The organism is Paraburkholderia edwinii (assembly GCF_019428685.1).
Classification (GTDB): domain Bacteria; phylum Pseudomonadota; class Gammaproteobacteria; order Burkholderiales; family Burkholderiaceae; genus Paraburkholderia; species Paraburkholderia edwinii.
The window spans coordinates 3,144,879-3,170,493 of record NZ_CP080095.1 but is presented as its reverse complement, the minus strand read 5'-3'; the positions used below and the strand labels follow the sequence as shown (position 1 = coordinate 3,170,493).

The following is a 25,615-nucleotide window of genomic DNA, read 5'->3' as shown; positions in this document are numbered from 1 at the left end:
CACACTTCAAGGCGCAGCCTTCAATGGCGGGTTTATCGATGCACTCCGATTCCATGCAATCCACCACCAGTCAAATTTGTTCGACCGAGCCGGTTTTCGGCGGCCATGCGCCGCGCCGCGCATCGAACGCAGTCGACGTCCGTTGGGGCGGCAACCTCGTGACGATCGGCGGCGACGCGCCGGTGCGCGTGCAGTCGATGACCAACACCGACACCGCCGACGCGATCGGTACCGCAATTCAGATCAAGGAACTTGCGCAGGCGGGCTCGGAACTCGTGCGCATCACGGTCAACACGCCGGAAGCAGCGGCGGCCGTGCCGGCCGTCCGTGAGCAGCTGGACCGCATGGGCGTCACGGTGCCGCTCGTCGGCGACTTTCACTACAACGGTCACCTGTTGCTGCGCGACTATCCGGCGTGCGCCGAATCGCTGTCGAAGTACCGGATCAATCCGGGCAACGTCGGCCATGGCGCGAAACGCGATACGCAGTTCGCGCAGATGATCGAAGCGGCTGTCAAATACGACAAGCCGGTGCGTATCGGCGTGAACTGGGGCAGTCTCGACCAGGACCTGCTCGCGAAGATGATGGACGAAAACGCCGCGCGTCCCGAGCCGTGGGAAGCGCAAAGCGTGATGTACGAGGCGCTGATCCAGTCGGCGATCGGCTCGGCCGAACGTGCGGTCGAATTGGGTCTCGCGCGCAACAAGATCATTCTGTCGTGCAAGGTAAGCGGCGTGCAGGATCTGATCGCCGTGTATCGCGAGCTCGCGCGCCGCTGCGAATTCGCGTTGCACCTTGGGCTGACTGAAGCGGGCATGGGCTCGAAGGGCATCGTCGCGTCGACGGCCGCGCTTTCTGTGCTGCTGCAGCAGGGCATCGGCGACACGATCCGCATTTCGCTGACGCCGGAACCGGGCGCGTCGCGCACGGGCGAAGTGATCGTCGGCCAGGAAATCCTGCAGACGATGGGCCTGCGCTCGTTCACGCCGATGGTGATCGCATGCCCCGGTTGCGGCCGCACGACGAGCACGCTGTTCCAGGAGCTCGCCTCGCAAATTCAAACGTATCTGCGTACGCAGATGCCGGTGTGGCGCGATCTCTATCCTGGCGTCGAGAAGATGCACGTCGCCGTGATGGGTTGCATCGTCAACGGGCCGGGCGAATCGAAGCAGGCGAATATCGGCATCAGCCTGCCGGGTTCGGGCGAGAATCCGGCTGCGCCGGTGTTTATCGACGGCGAAAAGGTCAAGACGCTGCGCGGCGAGCGCATCGCCGAAGAGTTCCAGCAAATCGTGAGCGACTACGTCGAGCGCCGTTACGGCCGCACCGAAGTGCTCAGCTAAATCTCCGCGACTGAATACAGATGACTGAACAGAAGAAAAAGCTCGAAAAACTGTCCGGCGTGAAGGGCATGAACGATGTCCTGCCGCAAGACGCCCAACTGTGGGAATTTTTCGAATCGACCGTCAAGTCGATGCTCCGTTCTTACGGATACCAGAATATTCGTACGCCGATCGTCGAGCATACGCAGCTGTTTACGCGCGGTATCGGCGAAGTGACCGATATCGTCGAAAAGGAAATGTACAGCTTCACCGACGCGCTGAACGGCGAAAACCTGACGCTGCGCCCCGAAAATACCGCGGCGGTCGTGCGTTCGGCGATCGAGCACAACCTGCTGTACGACGGTCCGAAGCGTCTGTGGTATGTGGGTCCGATGTTCCGTCACGAGCGTCCGCAGCGCGGGCGTTACCGTCAGTTTCACCAGGTCGGCGTCGAGGCGATCGGTTTCGCGGGCCCGGACGCGGACGCGGAAATCATCCTGATGTGCCAGCGTCTGTGGGACGACCTCGGTCTTGCCGGCATCAAGCTCGAAATCAATTCGCTCGGTCTCGCGCATGAGCGCGCCGCGCACCGCGTCGAACTGATCGCGTATCTCGAACAGCACCAGGATGCGCTCGACGAGGACGCGAAGCGCCGCCTCTACACGAACCCGCTGCGCGTGCTCGACACGAAGAACCCGGCGCTGCAGGACATCGCGCGCAATGCGCCGAAGCTGATCGACTTCCTCGGCGCTGAATCGCTGGCGCACTTCGAGGGGCTGCAGCGCATCCTGAAAGCGAACAATATCCCGTTCACGATCAATCCGCGGCTCGTGCGCGGGCTCGATTACTACAATCTGACCGTGTTCGAATGGATCACCGACAAGCTTGGCGCGCAAGGCACAGTCGCCGCGGGCGGCCGTTATGATCCGCTGATCGAGCAGCTGGGCGGCAAGCCGACGGCGGCATGCGGCTGGGCAATGGGCGTCGAGCGCATTCTCGAGCTGCTGAAGGAAGAGCAGCTCGTGCCCGAGGAAGAGGGCTGCGACGTCTACGTGGTGCATCAGGGCGACGCGGCGCGCGACCAGGCGTTTATCATCGCGGAGCGGCTGCGCGACACAGGGCTCGACGTGATCCTGCACTGCAGTGCGGACGGCGCGATGGCCAGCTTCAAGTCGCAAATGAAGCGTGCCGACGCGAGCGGCGCGGCGTACGCGGTGATTCTCGGCGACGACGAAATCGCCAACGGCACGGTCGGCGTGAAGCCGCTGCGCGACGTCGGCGCGGCTGGCGCAAAAAGCGAACAGCAGACGGTAGCGGCCGAAGACTTGACCGAATTTCTAATCAATGCGATGGTTGCGTCCTCTGACGACGAGACCGACTGATTTCAGCGTTTTTCGGCGCTTTTCGCGCGCAAAACAGTTGAAAACATTTGAAAACGGCTAAAGCATCAATAGGGAAGGAATCGCTTCGCGATGAGTTACCACGACGAGCAGGAAACATTAGAAAGCGTGAAGGCATGGTGGGAGCGCTGGGGTAACGCGACCACGTGGATTCTGCTGGTGGCGGTCGTCGCGGCGGCGGCCTGGAACGGCTGGAATTACTGGCAGCGCCATCAGGCGTCCGAAGCGGCGGTGCTCTACGACCAGCTGCAGCAGGCGACCGCAGCCGGCGACAAGGCCGACAAGGCAACCGTCACGCGCATCGCCACCGACATGGAAGACAAGTTCGGCGGCACCGCTTACGCCCAGATGACGGCGCTAGCCGCGGCGAAAGCGCTGTATCAGGCCGGCGACGAGCCCGGCGCGAAAGCGCAGCTGCAATGGGCGGCCGATCACGCGAAAGACGCTGAATTCAAGCAGATCGCGAAGCTGCGTCTCGCCTCGCTGCTGCTCGATGAAAAGGCCTACGACGCGGGGCTCGCGCTCGTCGCGCAACCGGAATCGGACGCTTTCAAGGGTGTTGTCGCCGATAGCCGCGGCGATCTGCTTGCCGCGCAAGGCAAGCGCGACGACGCGCGCGCGGCCTACAAGGTCGCGCTCGATGCGCTGCCGAAAAACGATATTTCGACGCGTCAGCTGATTCAGTTCAAGCTCGACGCGTTGGGCGGCTAAACGTCATCTGGCGCCGCTGAGCCGGCGCCGCGTTCCGCCTTCACTTCACTGATTAAACCAGACATGCTTCGTTCACCGATGAATCTGCTGAAACGTTACGCCGTGCCCGTCGCCTGTACGCTCGCCGTGCTCACGATGGCGGCATGCTCGTCGTCGAAAGACGAGCGCCGCGTGCCGACGCCGCTGACTGAATTCAAACCCCAGCTCGACGTGCAGCAGACGTGGAAGGCGAGCGTCGGCAAGGCGGGCCGCTACATGTTCGCGCCGGTCGCGGTCGGCGACGCCGTCTATGCCGCGGGCGCGAACGGCTCGGTCGCGAAGATCGACGCGAAGACCGGCCATGACATCTGGCGTGTGAAACTGAAAGACGACCTGTCGGCCGGTGTCGGCACTGACGGCAACCTGACCGCGGTCGGCGGGCTCAAGGGCGCGGTGAACGTGCTCGGGCCGGACGGCAAGCTGCTGTGGCGAGGCTCGGTGCAGGGTGAAATCCTGTCGCCGCCGCTGGTCGGCAACGGTCTCGTGATCGTGCGCACGATCGACGGCCAGATCATCGCGTTCAACGGGCAAACGGGCGAGCAGCGCTGGGTGTTCCGTAACCGCGCCGTGCCGCTCAATCTGCGTGTCACGGCCGGCATGACGTTCGCGGGCGACGCCGCCGTGCTGGCGGGCTTCCCGGGCGGCCAGTTCGCGGCGATCAATCTGCAAAACGGCGATGCGTACTGGCAGACGCCGGTGTCGTATCCGAAGGGTGTGACCGAAGTCGAGCGTATCAACGACGTGACCGGACCGCCCACGCTGGTGGGCGCGGAAACCTGCGCAGTGACGTTCCAGGGACAGCTCGGCTGCTTCGACGCCAACTCGGGGCGCGCGATCTGGGAAAAGGCATTTTCGAGCACGAGCGGTATCGCGCAGGACGAACAGGTGGTGGTGGGCGGCGACGACTGGTCGATCGTGACCGCGTTCGATGTCACGACCGGCAAGCAGTTGTGGCGTAACGAGCAGTTGAAGAGCCGCGACGTCAGCGTGCCGGCGCTGCTCGGCCACGCAGCGGTGGTCGGCGACTACAAGGGCTTCGTGCACTTCCTGTCGCGCGATGACGGTACATTCATTGCGCGCATGAAAACGGACGGCAGCGAGATTACCGCGGCGCCGGTGCTGGCGGGCGATACGCTCGTCGTGCAGACGCACGACGGCGACCTGTACGGGTTCCGGCCGCGCTAAGCAGAGGGTGCGGCGCCGACGCTGAACGCACCATCGTGCGCGGTGGTGCGCGTACAGTGCGAACTGCAGTGCGAGCAATACGACGGCCGGAACGCGGCGCGACCGGGCCGTCATCGACATCCGGTCAAGGCGCGGTAGCCGGCCGGCGTCAAGGCCGGGCCGGGCAGCGGTACCGCATCATTGCCACGTTTTGGCACCCAAGCCGCCCGCTCGTTCCAGGCGCATTTTGATGCCGGTACGTGTTGCCATCCGGGCAGCGTACTTGCACCGCACGAGCCAACGCGCCGCGACTGCGCAAATCGCTGCACCAACGCGAGCCATCAACCTGCATCCCCTACGCCCACGCCGTCCACGCATCCGGAGCGGGCCGATTTCGTGCTAATTTGCGACAAATGAAGTAGCGGCGACTCAATGCCGCCCAATGGTTGCGCGGGCCGCGCGGGCAGCGGCCCAGCGCGGGCCTCATCGGCCGTCTCGCCAGATCGGCGCTGAATGACCGTGATCCGGAAGCCCGCGCCTCACAGTGAACAACATCAGATGAAACCCGTTATTGCCCTCGTCGGGCGCCCCAATGTGGGGAAATCCACGCTTTTTAACCGTCTCACGCGCTCGCGCGACGCACTTGTCGCGGACCTGCCGGGCCTCACGCGCGACCGCCACTACGGCGAAGGACGCGTCGGCGGCGAGCGGCCGTATCTGGTCGTCGATACGGGCGGCTTCGAGCCGGTCGCGAAAGAGGGCATCCTCTACCAGATGGCGCGTCAGACGCGCCAGGCGGTCGAGGAGTCGGACATCATCGTGTTCATCGTCGACGGCCGCAACGGTCTTGCGCCGCAGGACAAGTCGATCGCCGACTATCTGCGCAAGACGGGCCGGCCGATCTTCCTCGTGGTCAACAAGGCCGAGGGGATGAAGTACGGCATGGTCTCGGCTGAATTCTACGAACTCGGCCTTGGCGACCCGCGCGCGATTTCGGCCGCGCACGGCGACGGCGTCGCCGAAATGATCGGCGAAGCGCTCGACGTTGCCTACGCGGGCCAGCCGGAAGAATCCGAAGAAGAAAAAGCGCAGCACGGCGTGAAGATCGCGATTGTCGGCCGCCCGAATGTCGGCAAGTCGACGCTCGTCAACACGCTGATCGGCGAAGAGCGCGTGATCGCGTTCGACATGCCCGGCACGACGCGCGACTCGATTTACGTCGACTTCGAACGCCAGGGGAAAAAGTACACGCTGATCGATACGGCGGGCTTGCGCCGGCGCGGCAAGGTCTTCGAGGCGATCGAGAAATTCTCGGTCGTGAAGACGCTGCAGTCGATCTCCGACGCGAACGTCGTGATCCTGCTGCTCGACGCGCAGCAGGACATTTCGGACCAGGACGCGCATATCGCCGGCTTCGTTGTCGAGCAGGGCCGCGCGCTCGTGGTGGGCGTAAACAAATGGGACGGGCTCGATCCGCACGTGCGTGAGCGCACGAAAGCCGACCTGGAGCGCAAGCTAAAATTCCTCGACTTCGCGAAGTTCCATTTCATTTCGGCTGCGGAAAAGACCGGCATCGGCCCGTTGATGCGCTCGGTCGACGCCGCGTATGCGGCCGCGATGGCGAAGCTGCCGACGCCGAAGCTCACGCGCGCGCTGATCGACGCGGTCGAATTCCAGCAGCCTCGCCGCAAAGGGCCGGTGCGTCCGAAGCTGCGCTACGCGCACCAGGGAGGACAAAACCCGCCGATCATCGTCATTCATGGCAATGCGCTCGATGCGGTGACGGACACCTATAAGCGCTACCTCGAAAACCGCTTCAGGGAAACTTTCGCGCTGACTGGGACTCCATTGCGAATAGAGTTCCGATCGTCGACGAACCCTTATGCGGACAAAGGCTGAAAGCCCCGTGCACGTTGGGTTTGGCCGCTTTAGGCCGAACGCCTCAGCAAAGCGCGCATAAAGGAAAATCGGCTATAGTGTAGCGATTGACGGCGGATTTCTTTTTCTTCGTCGTCAATTAAGTCAACCTGCAAAAAAACACGGAGTTTGCTATGAGCAACAAAGGGCAATTGTTACAAGACCCGTTTTTGAACGCGCTGCGTAAAGAGCACGTGCCGGTCTCGATCTATCTGGTCAACGGCATCAAGCTTCAAGGGAACATCGAATCGTTCGACCAGTACGTTGTGTTGCTCCGTAACACGGTTACCCAGATGGTCTACAAGCACGCTATCTCGACGGTCGTGCCCGCGCGTCCGGTGAATTTCCACCCGGATTCTGAATCGTCCTAAACCTTGTCGCGGCCGGTCGACGCATGCCGCCTGACGGCGTTGCGCACCGGCCGCTTCAATAGCGCCCATGCGGCCGCTTCCACTTTGACACCCGCCAATTTGACCAACGCAGCACTTGTCGGCATCGATTTCGGCAAGATCGACTTCGTCGCCAGTCTCGAAGAACTCAGTCTGCTCGCGCAAAGCGCGGGCGCCCATCCTGCCGTCACGCTGACGGGCCGCCGCTCGAGCCCCGACGCCGCGCTGTTCGTCGGCAGCGGCAAGGCGGAAGAATTGCGCCTCGCATGCGAAGCGAACAACATCGATCTCGTCATCTTCAATCACGCCTTGTCGCCGGCGCAGCAGCGTAATCTGGAGCGCTTGCTTAACAGGCGTGTCGTCGATCGCACGAGCCTGATTCTCGACATCTTCGCGCAGCGTGCGCGCAGTCACGAAGGCAAGCTGCAGGTCGAGCTTGCGCAACTGCAATATCTGTCCACGCGCCTCGTGCGTGCGTGGACGCACCTCGAGCGTCAAAAAGGCGGTATCGGCCTGCGCGGCCCCGGTGAATCGCAGCTCGAAACCGACCGGCGCCTGATCGGCGAGCGCATCAAGATGCTGAAGTCGCGGCTCGAGCGCCTGCGCCGCCAGCATGGCACGCAGCGCCGCGCGCGCGAGCGCAATCGTACGATGTCGGTGTCGCTCGTCGGCTATACGAACGCGGGCAAGTCGACGCTTTTCAACGCGCTGACGAAGGCGCAGGCCTATGCGGCCGACCAGCTGTTCGCGACGCTCGACACCACTTCGCGGCGTGTATATCTCGGCGGCGAGATCGGGCAGGTCGTCGTGTCGGACACGGTCGGCTTCATCCGTGAGTTGCCGCACCAACTGGTGGCCGCGTTCCGTGCGACGCTCGAAGAAACGATTCACGCCGATCTGCTGCTGCACGTGGTCGATGCGTCGAGCGCGGTGCGCCTCGACCAGATCGATCAGGTGAACGAGGTGCTCACGAGCATCGGCGCGGATACGATCCGCCAGGTGCTGGTGTTCAACAAGATCGACGCGGTGCCTGAGCTCGCGGCCCGCGGCGAGGCGGTCGAGCGGGACGAGTATGGTAATATTTCGCGCGTCTTTTTGAGCGCGCGCACGGGGCAGGGGCTTGACGCATTGCGCGCTGCCATCGCCGAAATCGCCACTGCTGAACATCTATCGGGTGCTGATGTCTGGGTGCAAAGCGGGATGCAAAACCGGGTGCAAAACGAAACGGCGCAAGTCGAAGGGATGCAAGACGAAGCGGTGCCGGACGAACGGGCGCCTGACGAACATCCCGGGCCTGATGCATTGCACCTCGATCGCCACGAAGACCACGAAGAATTTCACGAAGAGCACGAAGACCATCGCGAGCACCGTGGGGTCACCGAGCACGGGCATTGAGCGCCGCGCCTGCTGACCCATAATTGAACTCGAAAGCGGGACTCAGAAGCGGAATTCAAAAGTGGAGCCCATGAGCGGGCCCGCGCATTGACCGCGACGGATTTCCCGATTGAGATTGGCCTTTTTCCGAATTGCATCGACCCGCTGTCTACTCTGGTGAACGAACACAGGTGAATCAATACAACCAACGGAGTATCTGGCTGCGTCTGCGCGCCATGATGTCGCTGAACGACCCGCGCTGGGGCCGGGGAGACGGCAACGGCAATGGCGGCAATGGCGACCGGCAACGTTCGAACGATTCGAAGCGCCCGCAGAACGGCAAAGGCGGTGACGGCCCGCCGGACCTCGACGAAATGTGGCGCGACTTCAACCGCCGCCTGTCGCGTTTCTTCGGCCGCAAGGGCGGCGGCGATCGCCGTCCCGACAACGGGCGCAGCGCGCGCATCGGTGTGGGCATCGTCATCGGCGTGCTGATCGCGATCTATCTCGGCAGCGGCGTGTTCGTCGTCCAGGAAGGACAGGCGGGCGTCGTGCTGCAATTCGGCAAGTATCGCGGCACGGTCGAGCAGGGCGTGCACTGGCGCTTGCCGTATCCGTTCGAATCGAGCGAAATCGTCAACATCGGACAGATCCATTCGGTGGAAGTGGGCCGCAGCAATGTCGTGCGGCTCGCGAACGTGAAGGACGCGTCGATGCTGACGCACGATGCGGATATCGTCGACGTGCGCTTTGCGGTGCAGTTCCAGATTCGCAAGCCGGTCGATTATCTGTTCCGCAGCGTCGACCCCGAACAGAGCGTCGCGCAGGCCGCGCAGGCGGCGATTCGCGAAATCGTCGGCTCGCGCAGCACGAACGATGTGCTTTATCAGGACCGCGAAGCCATCCGTCAGCAACTGACCGACGCGATCCAGCATTCGCTCGACGAATTCAAAACCGGCCTTGCGGTGACCGGCGTGACGATCCAGAGCGCGCAGGTGCCCGAGCAGGTGCAGCCGGCGTTTGAAGACGAAGCGAAGGCGCGCCAGGACCGCGAACGCGCGAAGCGCGATGCACAGGCCTACGCGAACGACCTGCTGCCGCGCGCGCAGGCGCAGGCGGCGAACCTCATCGACGAAGCGAAGAGCTACAGCGATCGCGTCGTCGCGCAGGCGCAAGGCGATGCGGAGCGCTTCAAGGAAGTCTATGCACAGTACTCGAAGGCGCCCGCGGTGATTCGCGAACGGATGTATCTCGACACGATGCAGTACATCTACTCGAACACGACGAAGGTCTTTGTCGACAGCAAGGCCGGCAACAACGTGCTGTATCTGCCGCTCGACAAGCTCGTCGCCGACAATCAGCGCGCGGCGGCCGAAGCAGCAGCGGTGGCCGCAGGCGGTGCGGGTTCCTCCGCGCAGGCCGCGAGCACGCCAGGCGCACAAACGTCGCCGGGCACGATCATCGTCACGCCGCCGACCCCGCAAGCTGTGCCGCAATCCCCGGGGCAACAAGCGGGCCAACAGGCGCCGCAACCCGCATCGGGCGCTGCATCCGCGACACCGGCCAGCCAGCCCGCCGGCGCAAGCGACCCGCTGCGCTCGCGCGACTCGTTCCGCAGCCGCAACCGCGAAGATGACCTGCAACAAGGAGCGCAACCATGAACCGGATCATTGCGCTCGTCATCGCAGTCGTGATCGTGCTGTTCGTTGGATCGTCGATGGTGTTTACGGTCGACCAGCGGCATATGGCCGTGTTGTCGCCGCGCGGCGACGGCGAGCCGACGCTGCTCGGCCCGGGCCTGCACGTGAAGCTGCCGCCGCCGCTGCAAACGGTGACGCCGGTCGACACGCGCATCCAGACGCTCGACACGCCTGACGAAGATCATTACGCCGCGGCCGACAAAACCGATCTGCTCGTGAACCCCGTCATCAAGTTCCGCGTGACCGACCCGGTCAAGCTTGTGATGGAAACGAAGGGCGACGTGCAGAGCCTGCCGGACCGGCTCGCGCTGATCTCGCGCGGCGCGCTCGCCGACGCCTTCGCAAAGTACAACCTCACCGACCTGCTCGCGAAGCTGCAGACGGTCGGCGACGACGCGCGGGGCGGCATGGAAAAAGCGGCGCAATCGCTCGGTGTGGAAGTCGTGGACGTGCAACTGACGCGTGTCGATTTCCCCGCATCGATGGCCGACACGGTGTACAAGCGGATGATCGCCGGGCGCGAGCAGATCGCGAACCAGGAGCGTGCGCAGGGCGCCGCCGAAGCGGACAAGATCAAGGACGCCGCCGCGCAGCAGCAGCAGGCGCTGCTCGCGGACGCCTACAAGCAGGCGCAGGAAATCAAGGGCGACGGCGACGGCAAGGCCGCCGCGATCGCCGCCGACGCCTATGGCCGCGACCCGCAGTTCTACCAGTTCTATCAGAGCATGCAGGCGTACCGGAACAGCTTCAAGCCGAATGACGTCGTCGTGGTCGATTCGAGCAGTGACTTCTTCCGCTTCATGCGTGGCCCGAACGGCGGGGAGACGACGCCGAACGACGCCGCGGCGCAACGCAAAAATCATCAATAAAGGAAACGCCGCGGCAACCGGATCGCGGCAGCCTCATTCGCATGGACATAGCCGGATCGTTATTGCTCGCGATCGCCCTGATGCTGATCATCGAGGGGATGTTTCCCTTTGTGTTTCCGGTCGCGTGGCGCGATACCTTTCGTAGAATAGCGGAGCGCCCGCCGCACCATATCCGGATCGGCGGGCTGATCGTGATGGGGCTCGGCCTCGTGCTACTGCTGATCGCGACCTGATGCGCGCGCGGCGCGCAGGACCCGCGCCCGGTGTGCTTCGCCTCTCATCCGTATCCTCATCTGATTCTTCGGCGCGCCCAGCGCGCCATGCACAACCTCGCAGGACCTATCGATGTCGACCTGGTTACTTCCCGAGAACATTGCCGACGTATTGCCGTCGGAAGCGCGCAAGATCGAAGAGCTGCGCCGGCGCCTGCTCGATCGCTTCCGCGCGTACGGCTACGAAATGGTCATGCCGCCGATGCTCGAATATATCGAGTCGCTCCTGACGAGCGGCGGCAGCGACCTGAATCTGCGCACCTTCAAACTCGTCGATCAGCTGTCGGGCCGCACGCTCGGCTTGCGAGCCGACATCACGCCGCAGGTCGCGCGCATCGACGCGCATCTGCTGAACCGGCAGGGCGTGACGCGCCTCTGCTATGCGGGCGTCGTGCTCCATACGCGGCCGCGCGGCCTGCATGCCACGCGGGAGCAGATCCAGATCGGCGCCGAAATCTACGGCCATGCGGGCCTTGAAGCGGACCTCGAAATCCAGCAACTGATGCTCGATGCGCTGCGTCTGGCGGGCCTCGCGAAGGTCCGGCTCGACCTCTGCCATGCGGGCGTGCTGGCCGCGCTGATCGACATGGAACCGGCCGCGGCAACGCTTGGCGAAGCGCTTTACGACGCGCTCGCCGGCAAGGACGTGCCGCGCCTCGTCGAACTCACGGCGAACCTGAAGCCGGTCGTGCGCGACGCGCTGCGCGCGTTGCCGACGCTCTATGGCCACGCGGACGTGATCGACGAAGCGCGTGCGCGTCTGCCGAACGCGCCTGAAATCGCGCGCGCGCTCGACGATCTGACCTTCCTCGCCGCCCAGGTGGAAGGCGCCGAAGTGATGATCGATCTGGCCGACCTGCGCGGCTACGCGTATCACAGCGGCGTGATGTTCTCGGCGTATGTCGACGGGGTGCCGAACGCGGTCGCGCGCGGCGGCCGCTACGACCATGTCGGCCAGGCGTACGGCCGTGCGCGCGCCGCCACGGGCTTTTCGCTGGACCTGCGCGAAGTAGCGCGCATTTCTCCGATCGAAGCGCGTAGCAGCGCGATTCTCGCGCCGTGGCAGCACGACGACGCGTTGCGCGCGAGCGTCGCCGCACTGCGCGACGCGGGCGAAGTCGTGATTCAGGCGCTGCCGGGCCACGACCATGGTGTCGACGAATTCGCGTTCGACCGCGTGCTCGTCGAGGAGGGCGGCGCGTGGGTGGTGCGAGCGCGCGCTTGATACACGCTTGATGCTCGCCTGATTCGCTCCTGATGCCCGCACTCCGACGGGTGCGGCGTCGCTAAACCGTGCTGCCGGCGACCTCGCCCGCAGCATGGCAAGGTGCACCTTTATGCACCCATGCCCTTGAGCGCAAAGGGAAATTTTGTGACAAAAAATTCGGAACTGGCAGCGAACCCAGGTAAAATACGTTTTTAACCAGCTCAAGAAACAACATGTCTGCCAGCGCAGTGAATGTGAACCCCGGGCGCAACGTCGTCGTGGTTGGGACCCAATGGGGTGACGAGGGCAAGGGCAAGATCGTCGACTGGTTGACGGATCACGCGCAAGGCGTCGTCCGTTTTCAGGGCGGTCACAATGCCGGCCATACGCTCATCATCGGCGGCAAGAAAACCATCTTGCGTCTGATTCCCTCGGGCATCATGCGGCCCGAGGTCGCGTGCTACATCGGCAATGGCGTCGTGTTGTCGCCGGAGGCGCTCTTCAAGGAAATCGAAGAGCTCGAAGCCGCCGGTATCGACGTGCAAAAACGCCTTTTCATCTCCGAAGCCACCACGCTGATTCTCCCGTATCACGTCGCCATCGATCAGGCGCGCGAAGCAAAGAGCGGCGCGGGCAAGATCGGCACGACGGGCCGCGGCATCGGTCCTGCGTATGAAGACAAGGTCGCGCGCCGCGGGCTGCGCGTGCAGGATCTGTTCGAGCCGCAAGCCTTCGCCGAACGTCTGCGCGCGAATCTCGACTTCCACAACTTCGTGCTCACGCAGTACCTCGGTGCGGCAGCGGTCGACTATCAGCAAACACTCGATGCAATGCTTGGCTATGCCGACCGTCTGAAGCCGATGGTCACGGACGTTTCCCGCCGTCTCTACGACGAAAACCACGGCGGCCACAACCTGCTGTTCGAAGGCGCGCAAGGCACGCTGCTCGATATCGATCACGGCACCTATCCGTTCGTCACGTCGAGCAATTGCGTGGCAGGCGCGGCGTCGGCCGGCGCGGGCGTCGGTCCGCAGAAGCTCGACTACATCCTCGGCATCACGAAGGCGTATTGCACGCGCGTCGGTTCGGGCCCGTTCCCGAGCGAACTGTACGACGCGGACAATGCCGCGCGCCAGGCGCCGATCGGTCTGACGCTTGCCACGGTCGGCAAGGAGTTCGGCTCGGTCACCGGCCGTCCGCGCCGCACCGGGTGGCTCGATGCGGCCGCGCTGCGCCGTTCGATCCAGATCAACGGCGTGTCGGGTCTGTGCATCACGAAGCTCGACGTGCTCGACGGTCTGGACGAAGTGAACCTCTGCATCGGCTACAAGATCGACGGCAAGGATTCGGACATCCTGCCGCGCGGCGCGTCCGAAGTCGCGCGTTGCGAGCCCGTGTACGAAAGCTTCGCGGGCTGGAAGGAAAGCACGATCGGCATCAAGGAATGGGACAAGCTGCCGGCCAATGCGCGTGCGTACCTGACGCGCGTGCAGGAAGTCGCGGGCGTGCCGATCGACATGGTGTCGACGGGCCCGGACCGAGATGAAACGATCCTGCTGCGCCATCCGTTCAAGGTGTAATCGATGGTCGAAGGTGTACCGATGATCGCGATGAAAGACCCGCGCAACGACGAGAAGAACCTTTGGGTCGGCTGGGACGAATACCACCGGCTCATCGAACTGCTTGCGCTCGCGGTGCACGAATCGGGCTGGAAGTTCGACAAGATCCTGTGCCTCGCGCGCGGCGGCTTGCGGGTCGGCGATCAGCTGTCGCGCATTTACGATCTGCCGCTCGCGATTCTCGCGACCAGTTCGTATCGCGAAGCAGCCGGCACGCATCAAGGCGAGCTCGATATTGCGCAGTACATCACAATGACGCGTGGTGAGCTGACGGGCAACGTGCTGCTGGTCGACGATCTGGTCGACTCAGGCGTCACGCTGGCACGTGTGCAGCAGCATCTGAAGGACCGCTATCCGGCCATTACGGCGGTGCGCTCGGCGGTGCTGTGGTACAAGGCGTGCTCGAAGGTCAAGCCCGACTATCACGTGCAGCACCTGCCGACGAACCCGTGGATTCATCAGCCGTTCGAAGAATGGGACACGGTGCGTCCGCACAATCTCGGCGCGTGGATCAAGCGCGGCACGCCGCACGACGCATGACGAAACGATGACGGCCCGACGTGAAGTCGTGCGCCCGGTCGTTCAGCAACGTGTCGCCTCATTTCGCGAGCGAAAGCAGCGCAGTGAAAGCAACGAAGCACAGCAAACGGAGCCCATAGCGGCTCCGTTTTTGTATGCGTGAATCACGCACGCTGATGAAGCAACCGGGCGCAAGCACCGTGTGACGCGGCATTCATGCATGAACGCATGTCAAGAACATTCAAAAGACGATGCCCGCGGCAGACTTCGCCAAAGTGCGATGCTAAACTTCGGACGTTCCAGACTCACGTGGCGTTTGCACAACATGCCGAACGGTTGGCTTTTGAGCGCAGGCTAGAATACCGCTCATTTTTGCCTCCGAGGAACGGCTTCTTTTCGCGCTTATGACAGACAACCATCACGCGCCGAGGCAACCCATGCCCGCGCTCGCGATCGCTGCGATCGGGGTCGTGTTCGGAGACATCGGCACCAGCCCGCTATATGCGCTGAAAGAAGCGTTCAGCCCGTCGCATGGCATTCCCCTTACTCAAGATTCAATCCTCGGCGTGATTTCGCTGCTGTTCTGGGCGATCGTCGTGGTCGTGAGCGTCAAGTACGTGCTGTTCGTGATGCGCGCGTCGAACAACGGCGAAGGCGGCGTGCTCGCGTTGATGGCGCTGGCGTTGCGTTCATTCGATGCACGTACCAAAGCGGCGGGGCTCATTACGATGCTCGGCATTTTTGGCGCATGCATGTTCTACGGCGACGCGGTCATCACACCGGCCATCTCGGTGATGTCAGCAGTCGAAGGTCTCGAGATTGCCGCTCCGAAGCTCGCGCATCTGGTATTGCCGCTGACGATGGTCATCCTGTTGCTGCTGTTCTGGATTCAGCGGCACGGCACGGCGGCGGTAGGGCGCCTGTTCGGACCGATCATGGTGCTGTGGTTCGTTACACTTGCGGTGCTCGGGCTGTCGCACATTCTGCAGTCGCCCGAAGTGATCGCCGCGCTCAATCCCTACTACGCAGTGACGTTCATGTCCGCGCATCTGCTGCAGGCGTATGTCGTGCTTGGTTCGGTCGTGCTCGTGCTGACCGGCGCCGAAGCGCTCTATGCGGATATGGGCCACTTCGGCGCAAAGCCGATTCGCGTGGCCTGGTATGTGCTCGTGATGCCGTCGCTCGTGCTCAACTATTTCGGGCAGGGCGCGCTGCTGATGCACGATCCGAAAGCGATCGAAAATCCGTTCTATCTGCTCGCACCCGAATGGGCCTTGCTGCCGCTCGTGGTGCTCTCCACCGTCGCGACCGTGATCGCGTCGCAGGCGGTCATCTCGGGCGCCTATTCGCTGACGAGCCAGGCGATCCAGCTCGGCTATGTGCCGCGCATGAAGATTTTGCATACGTCGGAACTGGCGATCGGGCAGATCTACGTGCCGGTCGTCAACTGGATGCTGCTTTTCATCATCCTGTGCATCGTGATCGGCTTCAAGAGCTCCGATAACCTTGCCGCTGCGTACGGCATCGCCGTGACCGCGACGATGGTGATCACCACCCTCCTCGCGTGCGTCGTGATGGTGAAGGTGTGGAACTGGAACAAGCTGATTGTCGCGCTGATTATCAGCGGGTTGTTGATTGTGGACCTTGGTTTCTTCGGCGCGAACCTGCTGAAAGTGGCCGATGGCGGCTGGCTGCCGCTTGGCATCGGCGCAATGCTGTTCTTCCTGCTGATGACGTGGTTCAAAGGCCGGATGATCGTCAAGGAGCGCACGGCCGCCGACGGTATTCCGCTGATGCCGTTCGTGCAGGGGCTGCTCGCGCACCCGCCGCATCGCGTGTCGGGCACGGCGATCTATCTGACCGGCAATTCGACGCTCGTGCCGGTGAGCCTGCTGCATAACCTGAAGCACAACAAGGTGCTGCACGAGCGCACGATCTTCCTGACCTTCGTCACGCGCGATATTCCGTATGTCGAAGAAACCGACCGGTTGACGGTCAAGGATGTCAGTGACGGGCTCTTTCTTGTGAAGGCCGTGTACGGTTTTAACGAAACGCCTGATGTGAAGGCGGTGCTCGAAGCGGTCGGGCGTACGAACGATATGACGTTCGAGCTGATGGATACGTCGTTCTTCCTTGCGCGAGAAACGGTGGTGCCGACGCAATTGCCGGGGATGTCGGTGTGGCGCGAGCGCGTGTTCGCGTGGATGCATCAGAATGCGGCGAAGCCGACCGACTTCTTTAGCATTCCCGCGAATCGCGTCGTTGAGCTGGGGACGAAGATCGAGATCTGAAGATGGCGCGCGGCACGGCGCGGTGTGCGTGTTGCGCGCGCGTTGAATCGCAGCCCGAGAGGTCGATAAAAAGCAAAAGCCCATGCAGAACTTCTGCATGGGCTTTTTTGTTGGCTGCTGCCTGCCGCCTGCGCCGCCGAGGCAGCGCCACGCTTAACGCTGCTTGAGCTTGGCGAACGCGGCGGCCATCGCGTTAACCGGTTCCGGGTCACGCGAACGCTGCGGCCCGCGTGCACCGCCGCCGGAGCCGCCTGAGCGGCCCGCGCCGCCACGGTCGCCTTGCGCGCTACCGCTATTGCCACGCGCGCCTGCGTTACCGCTGCTGCCCGCCGCGAAGTCATCGTCCAGACGCATCGTCAGCGAAATGCGCTGTCGCTTCACATCGACCTCGAGCACCTTGACCTTGACGATCTGACCGGCCTTCACCACCTCGTGCGGGTCCTTGATGAACTTCGTCGACATCGCGGATACGTGCACGAGACCGTCCTGATGCACGCCGACATCGATAAACGCGCCGAATGCCGCGACGTTCGTGACGACGCCTTCGAGCACCATACCCGGCGACAGATCGGAGATCTTTTCGACGCCTTCGCGGAACGTCGCGGTCTTGAACTCGGGGCGCGGATCGCGGCCCGGCTTTTCGAGCTCCGAAAGAATGTCGCGCACGGTCGGCAGGCCAAAGCGCTCATCGACGAACTCGGTCGGCGCGAGCCGCGACAGCGCCTCGCGATTACCAAGCACCTCGCCGACCTGCTTGCTGATTTTCGCGAGCATGCGCTCGACGAGCGGATACGCTTCCGGGTGTACCGACGAACGGTCGAGCGGGTTCTCGCCGCCGTTGATGCGCAAAAAGCCCGCGGCCTGCTCGAACGTCTTGTCGCCGAGACGCGGCACCTTGCGCAGATGCTCGCGCGAGGGGAATGGACCGTTCGCATCGCGATAATCGACGATATTGCGCGCGAGCGTCGAATTGAGCCCCGACACGCGCGCGAGCAGCGCCACCGACGCCGTGTTCGCGTCGACGCCGACCGCGTTCACGCAATCTTCGACGACCGCGTCAAGCGAGCGCGCGAGTTCGCGCTGGTTTACGTCGTGCTGATACTGGCCGACGCCGATCGCCTTCGGCTCGATCTTCACCAGTTCCGCAAGCGGATCTTGCAGGCGCCGCGCAATCGACACCGCGCCACGCAACGACACATCGAGTTCCGGGAATTCCTTGGCCGCCAGTTCGGATGCCGAATAAACCGACGCACCGGCTTCGGATACCACGATTTTCTGCAGCTTGAGTTCCGGATGGCGCGCGATCAGCTCGCTGGCGAGCTTGTCCGTTTCGCGCGACGCGGTGCCGTTACCGATGCTGATCAGCTCAGCCTGGGTCTGCGCGGCAATCCGCGCGAGCTTCGCAAGCGAGCCGTCCCAGTCGCGGCGCGGCTCGTGCGGGTAGATCGTATCGGTGGCCAGCACCTTGCCCGTGCGATCGACGACCGCCACTTTCACGCCGGTGCGCAGGCCCGGGTCGAGGCCGATCACGGCCTTCGGGCCGGCCGGCGCGGCGAGCAGCAGGTCTTTCAGATTGCGTGCGAACACGCGAATCGCCTCGTGCTCGGCTTCTTCGCGCAGGTTCGTGAGCAGCTCGTTTTCAATATGCGGCTGCACCTTCACGCGCCAGCACCAGCGGCAGACATCGGAGAGCCACTTGTCGGCCGGGCGCGCCTGGTTCGCGATACCGAAGTGGCGCGCGATCATCGCTTCACCCGGATGCGGCACCTGGGCGTCGAGTTCTTCGCCCAGACCCAGCTTCACGAGCAGCACGCCTGCGTTGCGGCCGCGGAAGAGGGCCAGCGCGCGATGCGACGGCACGGTCTTGATCGTTTCGGCGTAGTCGTAATAATCGCGGAATTTCTCGCCTTCCTCGCCTTCCTTGCCCTCGATCACCGACGACGACACGACACCCTGGTTAAACAGGTAATCGCGCAGCTTGCCGAGCAGGTCCGCGGTTTCGCCGAACTGTTCGGAGAGGATATCGCGCGCGCCGTCGAGCGCCGCCTTCACGTCGGCGACGCCCTTCTCGGCGTTCACATACTGTGCGGCTTCGCTTTGCGGATCGAGCAGCGGATTGGCGAGCAGCGCCTGTGCGAGCGGCTCGAGACCGGCTTCGCGCGCGATCTGCGCACGCGTGCGGCGCTTCGGCTTGTAAGGCAGATAAAGGTCTTCGAGCACCTGTTTGCTGTCGGCGGCCTCGATGGCCGTGCGCAGCTCGTCGGTGAGCTTGCCTTGCTCGTCGATGCTCGCGATGATGGCCGCGCGCCGGTCTTCGAGTTCGCGCAGGTAGAGCAGACGTTCTTCGAGATTGCGCAGTTGCGTATCGTCGAGATTGCCGGTGACTTCCTTCCGGTATCGGGCGATAAACGGAACGGTCGAACCTTCATCGAGGAGTTGCACTGCCGCTGCAACCTGGCGAGGCTGGACAGACAGTTCGGTGGCAATGCGCTGGACGATCTTGAGTGCTACGGTTTCCGTCATAAGAGCTTGATGTTCGTGCCGGATCGATCTGGGCCGCGTGGTGGCGCGCTGCGGAATGTACCGTTGGGTTTGTCCCGTCGGGTTTGTCCCGTTGGGTTGTCCTTTCGGTTCCTTTGGCGCGCGGCGGCCGGGGTTGCTGAGACTGCCGGTAGAGCAGGGCGAAACTGGCTAAAACGCGATGAAGCAGCGGGGCATTTTGCCATAAATGCCGGGCCGCTCAAGCTCAGGATGTTAGAATTTCGGGCATGTTCCGTTGCCCATCTACGACGTTGCTCACCTTCCGTTTTCCTCGCTTCGCGCGTGTGCCGACCGCTCTGTCACCGTCGTTCGTGTCGACGTCGTTCGCGCGGGTTTTCGCCTCGTGGTTTCGCGCCCCGTCTGCGTCAGGTCTTTCGAACCGTGCGCCGGCTGCCGTCAAGCGTGCTTGCCGCGCGGGCGTGATCGCGGCATGCGCGCTCCATGTGGCGCTTGCCTTGCCGTTGCCTGCCCACGCGCAGGAGCCGGCGCAGGTCGGGTCGGGTGTAGCGGGTGCAGCGTCCGGCAGTGTCGATGCCGGGCAGGGCGCGGATGCGGCTGATGCCGCCGACGCAGCCGACGCGACGCAGGTTTCGCCCGCGGACCAGGCATTCGCGGCGCGCCAGAAAGAGCTCGACGATCGCAGTGCGGAAAACAACTACCAGTTCGCGGTCGAGCGGCACAACTGCTACGACACGTTCTTCGTCAATCATTGCGTGAACAAGGCGCGCGACAAGATGCGCGCGATCCAGGCCGACATTCGCAGCCAGCAGCTTTCGCTCGACGACGAAAAGCGCGCCGAGCACGCCCGTCAGCGTGACCAGCAGCAGGCGCTCAAACAGGCGCAGGACGACGCGAATGCGCCGCAGCGCGCCGCGCAGGACGCGCGCAACCAGCAAGCCTTCGAAGACAAGCAGCGCCAGCATGCGCTCGACGAGGCGCAGCGCCAGTCCGAAGCGCCGCAGCGTACGGCCAACGAGCAGGCCTACGAGCAGAAACAGCGCCAGCATGCGATCGATCAGGCGCAGCGCGGCATCAGCCCGACGCAGGCGGCGGCCAATCAGAAGGCGTACGATCAGAAGCAGGCGGACTTCCAGCGTCAGCTCGACGAGGCGCATCGGCAGGCCGCGCAGAAGGCGCAGGAACGTACCGAAAAGCAGCAGCGCTTCCAGCAGAAGCAGGTCGACGCCGCGCAGCACAAGAAAGATGTTGAAGCCCGCCAGCAGCAGGCGGCGGAAAAAGCGCAGCAGAAGCAGCAGGACCAGCTCAAGCAGCAACAGCAGCTCGAACAACAGCAAAAACAGCAGCAACAGCAATAGCCGTAGATCGTAGACCGTAGCAGCGACAGCAGTAATGCGTTTCAGGCCGGACAGCAACCTCGAGCGGGACGCGCGCGACAGTGGCAAACTCGGCAACCTCGGCAGATGCGCCGGCGCCTCGATCGCCGGAAACGCCGCCGAAGTTCGGGAAGCCGCGTGCGCTTCGCCCATTCTGGAGAGGAGGCGAGCATGCGCGCTCATCACGTCAACGCAGAAACACTTCGCGACCGCATTCTGCAACTGGAATCGGAGCATAGTGGGCTTGATCGGCTGATCGACCGGATGTCGGAAGAGCCCGGCGTCGACGACCTCGCGCTGCAGCGCCTGAAAAAACGCAAGCTCAAGCTGAAAGACACCATCATCCTGCTGCAATTGCAGCTCGAACCGGACGCGCAGAGCTGAGTGCGGAACCTGGCAGGCGCCCGGGTCGACCACGCTTTCGCGACGCTCTCGCCCGAATTTGCAGGAACCGCTTGCCTTGAATGCACCACTCGATTCTTCGTCCCGCAGCACGGCGGATGGGGCCGCTCATGGGCCTGATAATGGGCCTGCTCCTGAACCCGCCCATGCGGCGTCAGGCGCGAACGCCAAAGATGCCGCGCGTGCCGACCGCAATGCCGCGGGCACCGCACTCGCGTCTTCGCTAACGCCTCGGCGCGCCGCCGAACTCAACGATATCTTCGCCGCCGACGGCCTGCTCGCACGACAGATCGACGGTTACCGGTCGCGTGCCTCGCAAATCGAAATGGCACGCGCGGTGGCGGCGGCGCTCGAAGCATCGGGGCGCGCCATGCCTGAGCCCGCGATGTTCGACGTGCAGCAGCGGCCTGCGCGGCGCTTGCAGTCGTCCGGTTCGTCGTCGGCTCAGCAGCGGGGCGCGCAAGACGTCGGCGCTGCCACCGCAGACGCCGACGCGAAGACCGAAGACACCGGCGAAAACACGCTGATCGTCGAAGCGGGCACCGGCACCGGCAAGACCTATGCGTATCTCGTGCCGGCGATGCTGTGGGGCGGCAAGGTCATCGTCTCGACCGGCACCAAGCACCTGCAGGACCAGCTCTTCCAACGCGATATTCCGACCGTGCGCGATGCGCTCGCGGTGCCGGTATCGGTTGCGATGCTCAAGGGCCGCGCGAACTATCTGTGCCACTACTATCTGCAGCGCACGGCCGACAATGGTCGCCTGCCGTCGCGTCAGGAGACGTCGTATCTGCAGGAGATCGTGCGTTTCGCGAAGATCACGCGCACCGGCGACAAGGCCGAGCTCGCGAGTGTGCCCGAGACCGCCGCGGTATGGTCGATGGTGACGTCGACGCGCGATAACTGTCTTGGCCAGGAGTGTCCGCATTACAAGGAATGCTTTGTCATGCAGGCGCGCCGCGAAGCGCAACAGGCCGATCTCGTCGTCGTCAATCACCATCTGTTTTTTGCCGACATCATGCTGCGCGACACCGGCATGGCCGAGCTGCTGCCGACCGCGAATACGATCGTCTTCGACGAAGCGCATCAGCTGCCCGAAACGGCAACGCTCTTTTTCGGCGAGACCTTGTCGACCGCGCAATTGCTCGAACTCGCGCGCGATTCGGTCGCGGAAGGCCTCTCGAATGCACGCGATGCAGTCGACTGGGTGAAGCTCGGTGCGGCGCTCGAACGCGCCACGCGCGATGTACGGCTCACGTTCAAGGAAGATTCGCTGCGTCTGTCGGTGAGCCAACTGTCCGACGACCATCCGCTCTTTGCCGCGCTCGATGCGGTGGAAGTCGAACTCGATGCGTTGACGACCGCGTTGGCGGGCCAGGCGGAACGTGCCGAGTCGATCGGTGCGTGTGTGCGGCGCGCGCGCGAGTTGCAGGATCTGCTCGCCGGATGGACCTCGACCGCCTCGCCTGAAGCGCCCGAGCCCGCCTCGCGCGATGCCGGCGGCAATGGCGCGCAGGCCGCACAAGCACAAGCCGATTCGAACGAAAAAGTGCGCTGGATCGAAGTGTTCTCGCACACCGTGCAGTTGCACGAGACGCCGCTCTCGGTTGCGCCGATTTTCGCGAAGCAGCGCGCCGGCGTGCCGCGCGCCTGGGTGTTCACGTCGGCGACGCTGTCGGTGCGCGGCGACTTTACGCATTACGCCGCGCAGATGGGTCTGAACGCGCGCCGCTCGATGACCTTGCCGAGCCCGTTCGATTACGAAACACAAGGCTTGATGTATGTGCCGCGCAATTTGCCGCAGCCATCGTCGCCAGTCTTCACCGATGCGGTATTCGATGCTGCGCTGCCGGCCATCGAAGCATCGGGCGGCGGTGTATTCATGCTATGCACGACGCTGCGCGCGGTCGACCGGATCGCGACGAAGCTGCGCGATACGATCGAATCGCGCGGCTGGAATATGCCTTTGCTCGTGCAGGGCGATGCAAGCCGCACCGAACTGCTCGAACGTTTTCGCGCGTATGGCAATGCGATTCTGGTCGGCAGTCAGAGCTTCTGGGAAGGCGTCGATGTGCGCGGTGATGCGCTATCGCTTGTCGTGATCGACAAGCTGCCGTTCGCGCCGCCCGACGACCCTGTGCTGTCCGCACGTCTCGATGCATTGACGAAGAAGGGGCTGAGTCCGTTCGCGGTGCACCAGTTGCCGCAGGCGGTCATCACATTGAAGCAGGGCGCAGGGCGCCTGATTCGCGCGGAGACCGATCGCGGCGTGCTGATGATCTGCGATACGCGTCTGGTCGACAAGCCGTATGGCCGGCGGATCTGGCAGAGCCTGCCGCCATTCAGGCGCACACGCGAGATCGATGTGGTGCGCGAGTTTTTCGCCGATCGAACGCCTGGCGTTTAATATGCCGCGTGCATCCCGGCATGCATTCGTATGCGGCGCGTGAGTGATTGAAGCGATGAGCGCCGCTCATTGAAGACCTGATGCGCGACTCGATTCGGAACTCAATGAGCGCGACTTGATGAGCGCAACTCACTGAGATCGATTCAATGAGCACATAAAGCCCGTTCAAAACAGCCTTGAACGCGGCTCAAACCAGCCCCTGAAAAGCAAAACGCCACGGAGATAATCCGTGGCGTTTCGACTGTTCGCCTTCTGTGGGGCTGAACCGTGCGGCTTGCCCACACGGTCGCCTTCCGGCGACCCTTCGCTACAGCTTACTGGCTTGCGCCCGAAGCCGGAGCTGCAGCCGAAGCAGCAGCGTCCGAAGCGGCAGCGCCTGCGTCCGAAGCAGCAGCCGAAGCCGAAGCAGCAGCGTCGCTCGCAGCAGCAGCAGCGCCCGAAGCGGCAGCAGCCGAATCCGAAGCGGCAGCGCCAGCGTCCGAAGCAGCAGCGGCCGGAGCCGATGCAGCAGCCGAGTCGCTAGCCGGGGCAGCAGCTTGGTCGCTGCTCTTGCTGCATGCAGCAAGTGCCATAGCCGCCAACAGAGATGCTACGAGGAGGGATTTCTTCATGATCACGTCCTTTTATGGTTAAAGGTAAGCAACAGCGCAAATTTACCGGTAATGTGCTCTAACACCGACCCGGGCCGCTGGTGGAGACGCACTTCATGAGCGTGAATCTTTCCCGTACGGCTTGGGCGGAAATTATATGCACTTTCGTATCTACCGTCGACAAATCCGGGGCCAATACGTTGTAGTTCCCAGACAAAATCCCACGATAACGGTATATCAAGCGGCGAAATCTTATCCCAGTTCGCCTACCTGTATCCAGCCCGCACAATACCATTCGTGAAGTCTCGCTGTCATCGACGGATGCCGCGAGAGTGTTACAAAGCGTTTCCCACTCAGACGGCGTCTATCGGCGAGTTCCAGCACCCATGTTTTGGCGCCCGCAAGCGGGTTTTCCTCGCCATTCAGGTAGTACGCACGCTCGTCGTATAGCAGCAGACTTTTACGATCCAGACGAATACCGGCTTTTGACGCCTGCCTGATGAAACGCACCTCGTCAAGCGCTCGCCGCGGCGGATCGAATACGACGCTCGGCTTCGGCTCACTGAGATACGCGCCAAGAAACGACGCGACGTCCCCGTCGTCCCATCGGACTTTAGCAAGGATCGCGCCCACCTTTTGCACGAGCGCGGCCGGCAATTGCGCGGGACGGGTCACGGCCGGCTGCTGCGGGTCGCAATAGCGTTGGTCTGAAACGTTTGCGCCCTGCGCGTTATCGACCCTTTCAGCGAGCTTCTCTGCGAGGTGATAAAGGAATTGCGAGGTCAATTCGGTTGCGCTCGGCGCGCGAAAGCCGATTGAACAGGTCATGCATTCGCCCTCCGCGATACCGTCGTGTGCGATATGCGGGGGCAGGTAAAGCATGTCGCCTGGCTCGAGCAGCCATTCGGCGTCCGGTTCAAAGTGTTGTAGAACTTTCAACGGCAAGCCGGGTTCGAGCGTGAGATCGCGCTGCGCGCCGATGCGCCATCTGCGCTTGCCGTGCACCTGCAACAGAAACACATCGTAGGAGTCGAAGTGCGGGCCGACACCACCGCCGTCGGTCGCAAATGAAATCATCAGGTCGTCGAGTCGTGCATCGGGAACAAAGCGAAAGCGCTCGAGCAGCATGCGTGCGCGTTCGTCATGCAGGTCGACACCTTGCACGAGCAGCGTCCACGCGCGTTGCTTCAACGACGGCAGTTCGTCGCGCGCGAATGGGCCATGCTCGAGTGCCCACTTGTTGCGTGCATGCGTGATGAGTCGGCTTTCCACTTCATCGCGATCGGCGAGTGCGAACAGTTCGTCGCGCGTGAGCGGTGCTGCGAGACCCGGTATCGCGCCACGGATCAACAGGGGTTTTTTCTGCCAGTAGCGGCGCATGAACTGCGCAGGGCTGAGGTTGCCCAATAGCGCTGTCGGCACATCGGGCGCGGGTGCCGCGAAGCCATCGGACGCCTCTGCTTGGAACGTTTGATGCGGGTGAATCCGGGCTGAACCTGGGCTCGCCGGTTGGGCATTGGGCCGCTTGGGCATCGTATAATAGGAGCG

At 63.3% G+C, this 25,615-nt stretch carries 20 protein-coding genes; 17 read left to right on the top strand and 3 right to left on the bottom strand.

Features of this window, described 5'->3' with window-relative positions; all coding sequences use genetic code 11:
* Positions 1-53: 53 nt before the first annotated feature.
* The 14 genes from ispG (at position 54) to KZJ38_RS13930 (ending at position 16,793) form a co-directional block, all read left to right on the top strand.
* Positions 54-1,343 carry a flavodoxin-dependent (E)-4-hydroxy-3-methylbut-2-enyl-diphosphate synthase gene (ispG, locus tag KZJ38_RS13995; RefSeq protein WP_425518252.1) on the top strand — a complete coding sequence of 430 codons (1,290 nt, stop codon included), beginning with the start codon at positions 54-56 and terminating at the stop codon, positions 1,341-1,343.
* A 20-nt stretch (positions 1,344-1,363) separates the two neighbouring features.
* Positions 1,364-2,704: a histidine--tRNA ligase gene (gene hisS / locus KZJ38_RS13990; RefSeq protein WP_219796479.1), complete on the top strand. Its 1,341-nt coding sequence runs from the start codon at positions 1,364-1,366 to the stop codon at positions 2,702-2,704.
* A 90-nt stretch (positions 2,705-2,794) separates the two neighbouring features.
* Positions 2,795-3,433 (top strand): tetratricopeptide repeat protein, encoded by a 639-nt coding sequence (locus KZJ38_RS13985; protein WP_219796475.1) that lies wholly within the window; start codon positions 2,795-2,797, stop codon positions 3,431-3,433.
* A 78-nt stretch (positions 3,434-3,511) separates the two neighbouring features.
* Entirely contained in the window at positions 3,512-4,657 is a 1,146-nt protein-coding gene (bamB, locus tag KZJ38_RS13980) for an outer membrane protein assembly factor BamB (protein WP_219800331.1), read from the top strand.
* A 537-nt stretch (positions 4,658-5,194) separates the two neighbouring features.
* Positions 5,195-6,535: a ribosome biogenesis GTPase Der gene (gene der, locus KZJ38_RS13975; protein ID WP_219796474.1), complete on the top strand. Its 1,341-nt coding sequence runs from the start codon at positions 5,195-5,197 to the stop codon at positions 6,533-6,535.
* Positions 6,536-6,687: 152 nt separating this feature from the next.
* Entirely contained in the window at positions 6,688-6,924 is a 237-nt protein-coding gene (gene hfq / locus KZJ38_RS13970) for an RNA chaperone Hfq (RefSeq protein ID WP_007580427.1), read from the top strand.
* Positions 6,925-7,008: 84 nt separating this feature from the next.
* Positions 7,009-8,337 (top strand): GTPase HflX, encoded by a 1,329-nt coding sequence (hflX, locus tag KZJ38_RS13965; RefSeq protein WP_246641770.1) that lies wholly within the window; start codon positions 7,009-7,011, stop codon positions 8,335-8,337.
* Positions 8,338-8,507: 170 nt separating this feature from the next.
* A complete protein-coding gene (gene hflK / locus KZJ38_RS13960; protein WP_219796473.1) occupies positions 8,508-9,977 on the top strand; it encodes an FtsH protease activity modulator HflK in 1,470 nt (489 codons plus the stop codon).
* On the top strand, positions 9,974-10,885 hold the full coding sequence (hflC, locus tag KZJ38_RS13955; protein WP_219796471.1) for a protease modulator HflC: 912 nt from the start codon (positions 9,974-9,976) through the stop codon (positions 10,883-10,885). The genes hflK and hflC overlap by 4 nt, the downstream gene beginning before the upstream one ends.
* A 41-nt stretch (positions 10,886-10,926) precedes the next feature.
* Positions 10,927-11,118, top strand: a complete 192-nt coding sequence (locus KZJ38_RS13950) for a DUF2065 domain-containing protein (protein WP_075156799.1) — start codon at positions 10,927-10,929, stop codon at positions 11,116-11,118.
* Positions 11,119-11,230: 112 nt separating this feature from the next.
* Positions 11,231-12,382, top strand: a complete 1,152-nt coding sequence (locus tag KZJ38_RS13945; protein WP_219796470.1) for an ATP phosphoribosyltransferase regulatory subunit — start codon at positions 11,231-11,233, stop codon at positions 12,380-12,382.
* A gap of 215 nt (positions 12,383-12,597) precedes the next feature.
* Complete coding sequence (locus tag KZJ38_RS13940) at positions 12,598-13,944, top strand: adenylosuccinate synthase (protein ID WP_219796468.1); 1,347 nt, start codon at positions 12,598-12,600, stop codon at positions 13,942-13,944.
* Between the two features lie 3 nt (positions 13,945-13,947).
* Positions 13,948-14,523 (top strand): phosphoribosyltransferase, encoded by a 576-nt coding sequence (locus tag KZJ38_RS13935; protein WP_219796467.1) that lies wholly within the window; start codon positions 13,948-13,950, stop codon positions 14,521-14,523.
* 383 nt (positions 14,524-14,906) lie between these two features.
* A complete protein-coding gene (locus KZJ38_RS13930; protein WP_219796466.1) occupies positions 14,907-16,793 on the top strand; it encodes a potassium transporter Kup in 1,887 nt (628 codons plus the stop codon).
* Positions 16,794-16,946: 153 nt separating this feature from the next.
* On the opposite strand, the gene KZJ38_RS13925 is transcribed toward KZJ38_RS13930, so the two are convergent.
* Together KZJ38_RS13925 and KZJ38_RS37140 are read right to left on the bottom strand one after the other, a co-directional pair.
* Positions 16,947-19,316 carry a Tex family protein gene (locus KZJ38_RS13925; protein WP_219796464.1) on the bottom strand — a complete coding sequence of 790 codons (2,370 nt, stop codon included), beginning with the start codon at positions 19,314-19,316 and terminating at the stop codon, positions 16,947-16,949.
* Positions 19,317-19,699: 383 nt separating this feature from the next.
* The gene (locus tag KZJ38_RS37140) at positions 19,700-20,821 is read right to left on the bottom strand and encodes a hypothetical protein (protein WP_219796462.1); all 1,122 of its coding nucleotides are present in this window, start codon (positions 20,819-20,821) and stop codon (positions 19,700-19,702) included.
* A gap of 18 nt (positions 20,822-20,839) precedes the next feature.
* Between KZJ38_RS37140 and KZJ38_RS13915 the strand changes: the two genes are divergently transcribed.
* The 3 genes from KZJ38_RS13915 to KZJ38_RS13905 all read left to right on the top strand — a co-directional run bounded on the left by KZJ38_RS13915 (position 20,840) and on the right by KZJ38_RS13905 (position 24,000).
* Complete coding sequence (locus tag KZJ38_RS13915) at positions 20,840-21,052, top strand: DUF465 domain-containing protein (protein ID WP_219800330.1); 213 nt, start codon at positions 20,840-20,842, stop codon at positions 21,050-21,052.
* A 76-nt stretch (positions 21,053-21,128) separates the two neighbouring features.
* Entirely contained in the window at positions 21,129-23,477 is a 2,349-nt protein-coding gene (gene yoaA / locus KZJ38_RS13910) for a DNA repair helicase YoaA (protein WP_219796461.1), read from the top strand.
* A 229-nt stretch (positions 23,478-23,706) separates the two neighbouring features.
* Entirely contained in the window at positions 23,707-24,000 is a 294-nt protein-coding gene (locus KZJ38_RS13905; protein ID WP_219796459.1) for a hypothetical protein, read from the top strand.
* A gap of 319 nt (positions 24,001-24,319) precedes the next feature.
* On the opposite strand, the gene KZJ38_RS13900 is transcribed toward KZJ38_RS13905, so the two are convergent.
* Positions 24,320-25,600 carry a cupin domain-containing protein gene (locus KZJ38_RS13900; protein ID WP_219796458.1) on the bottom strand — a complete coding sequence of 427 codons (1,281 nt, stop codon included), beginning with the start codon at positions 25,598-25,600 and terminating at the stop codon, positions 24,320-24,322.
* Positions 25,601-25,615: the final 15 nt, after the last annotated feature.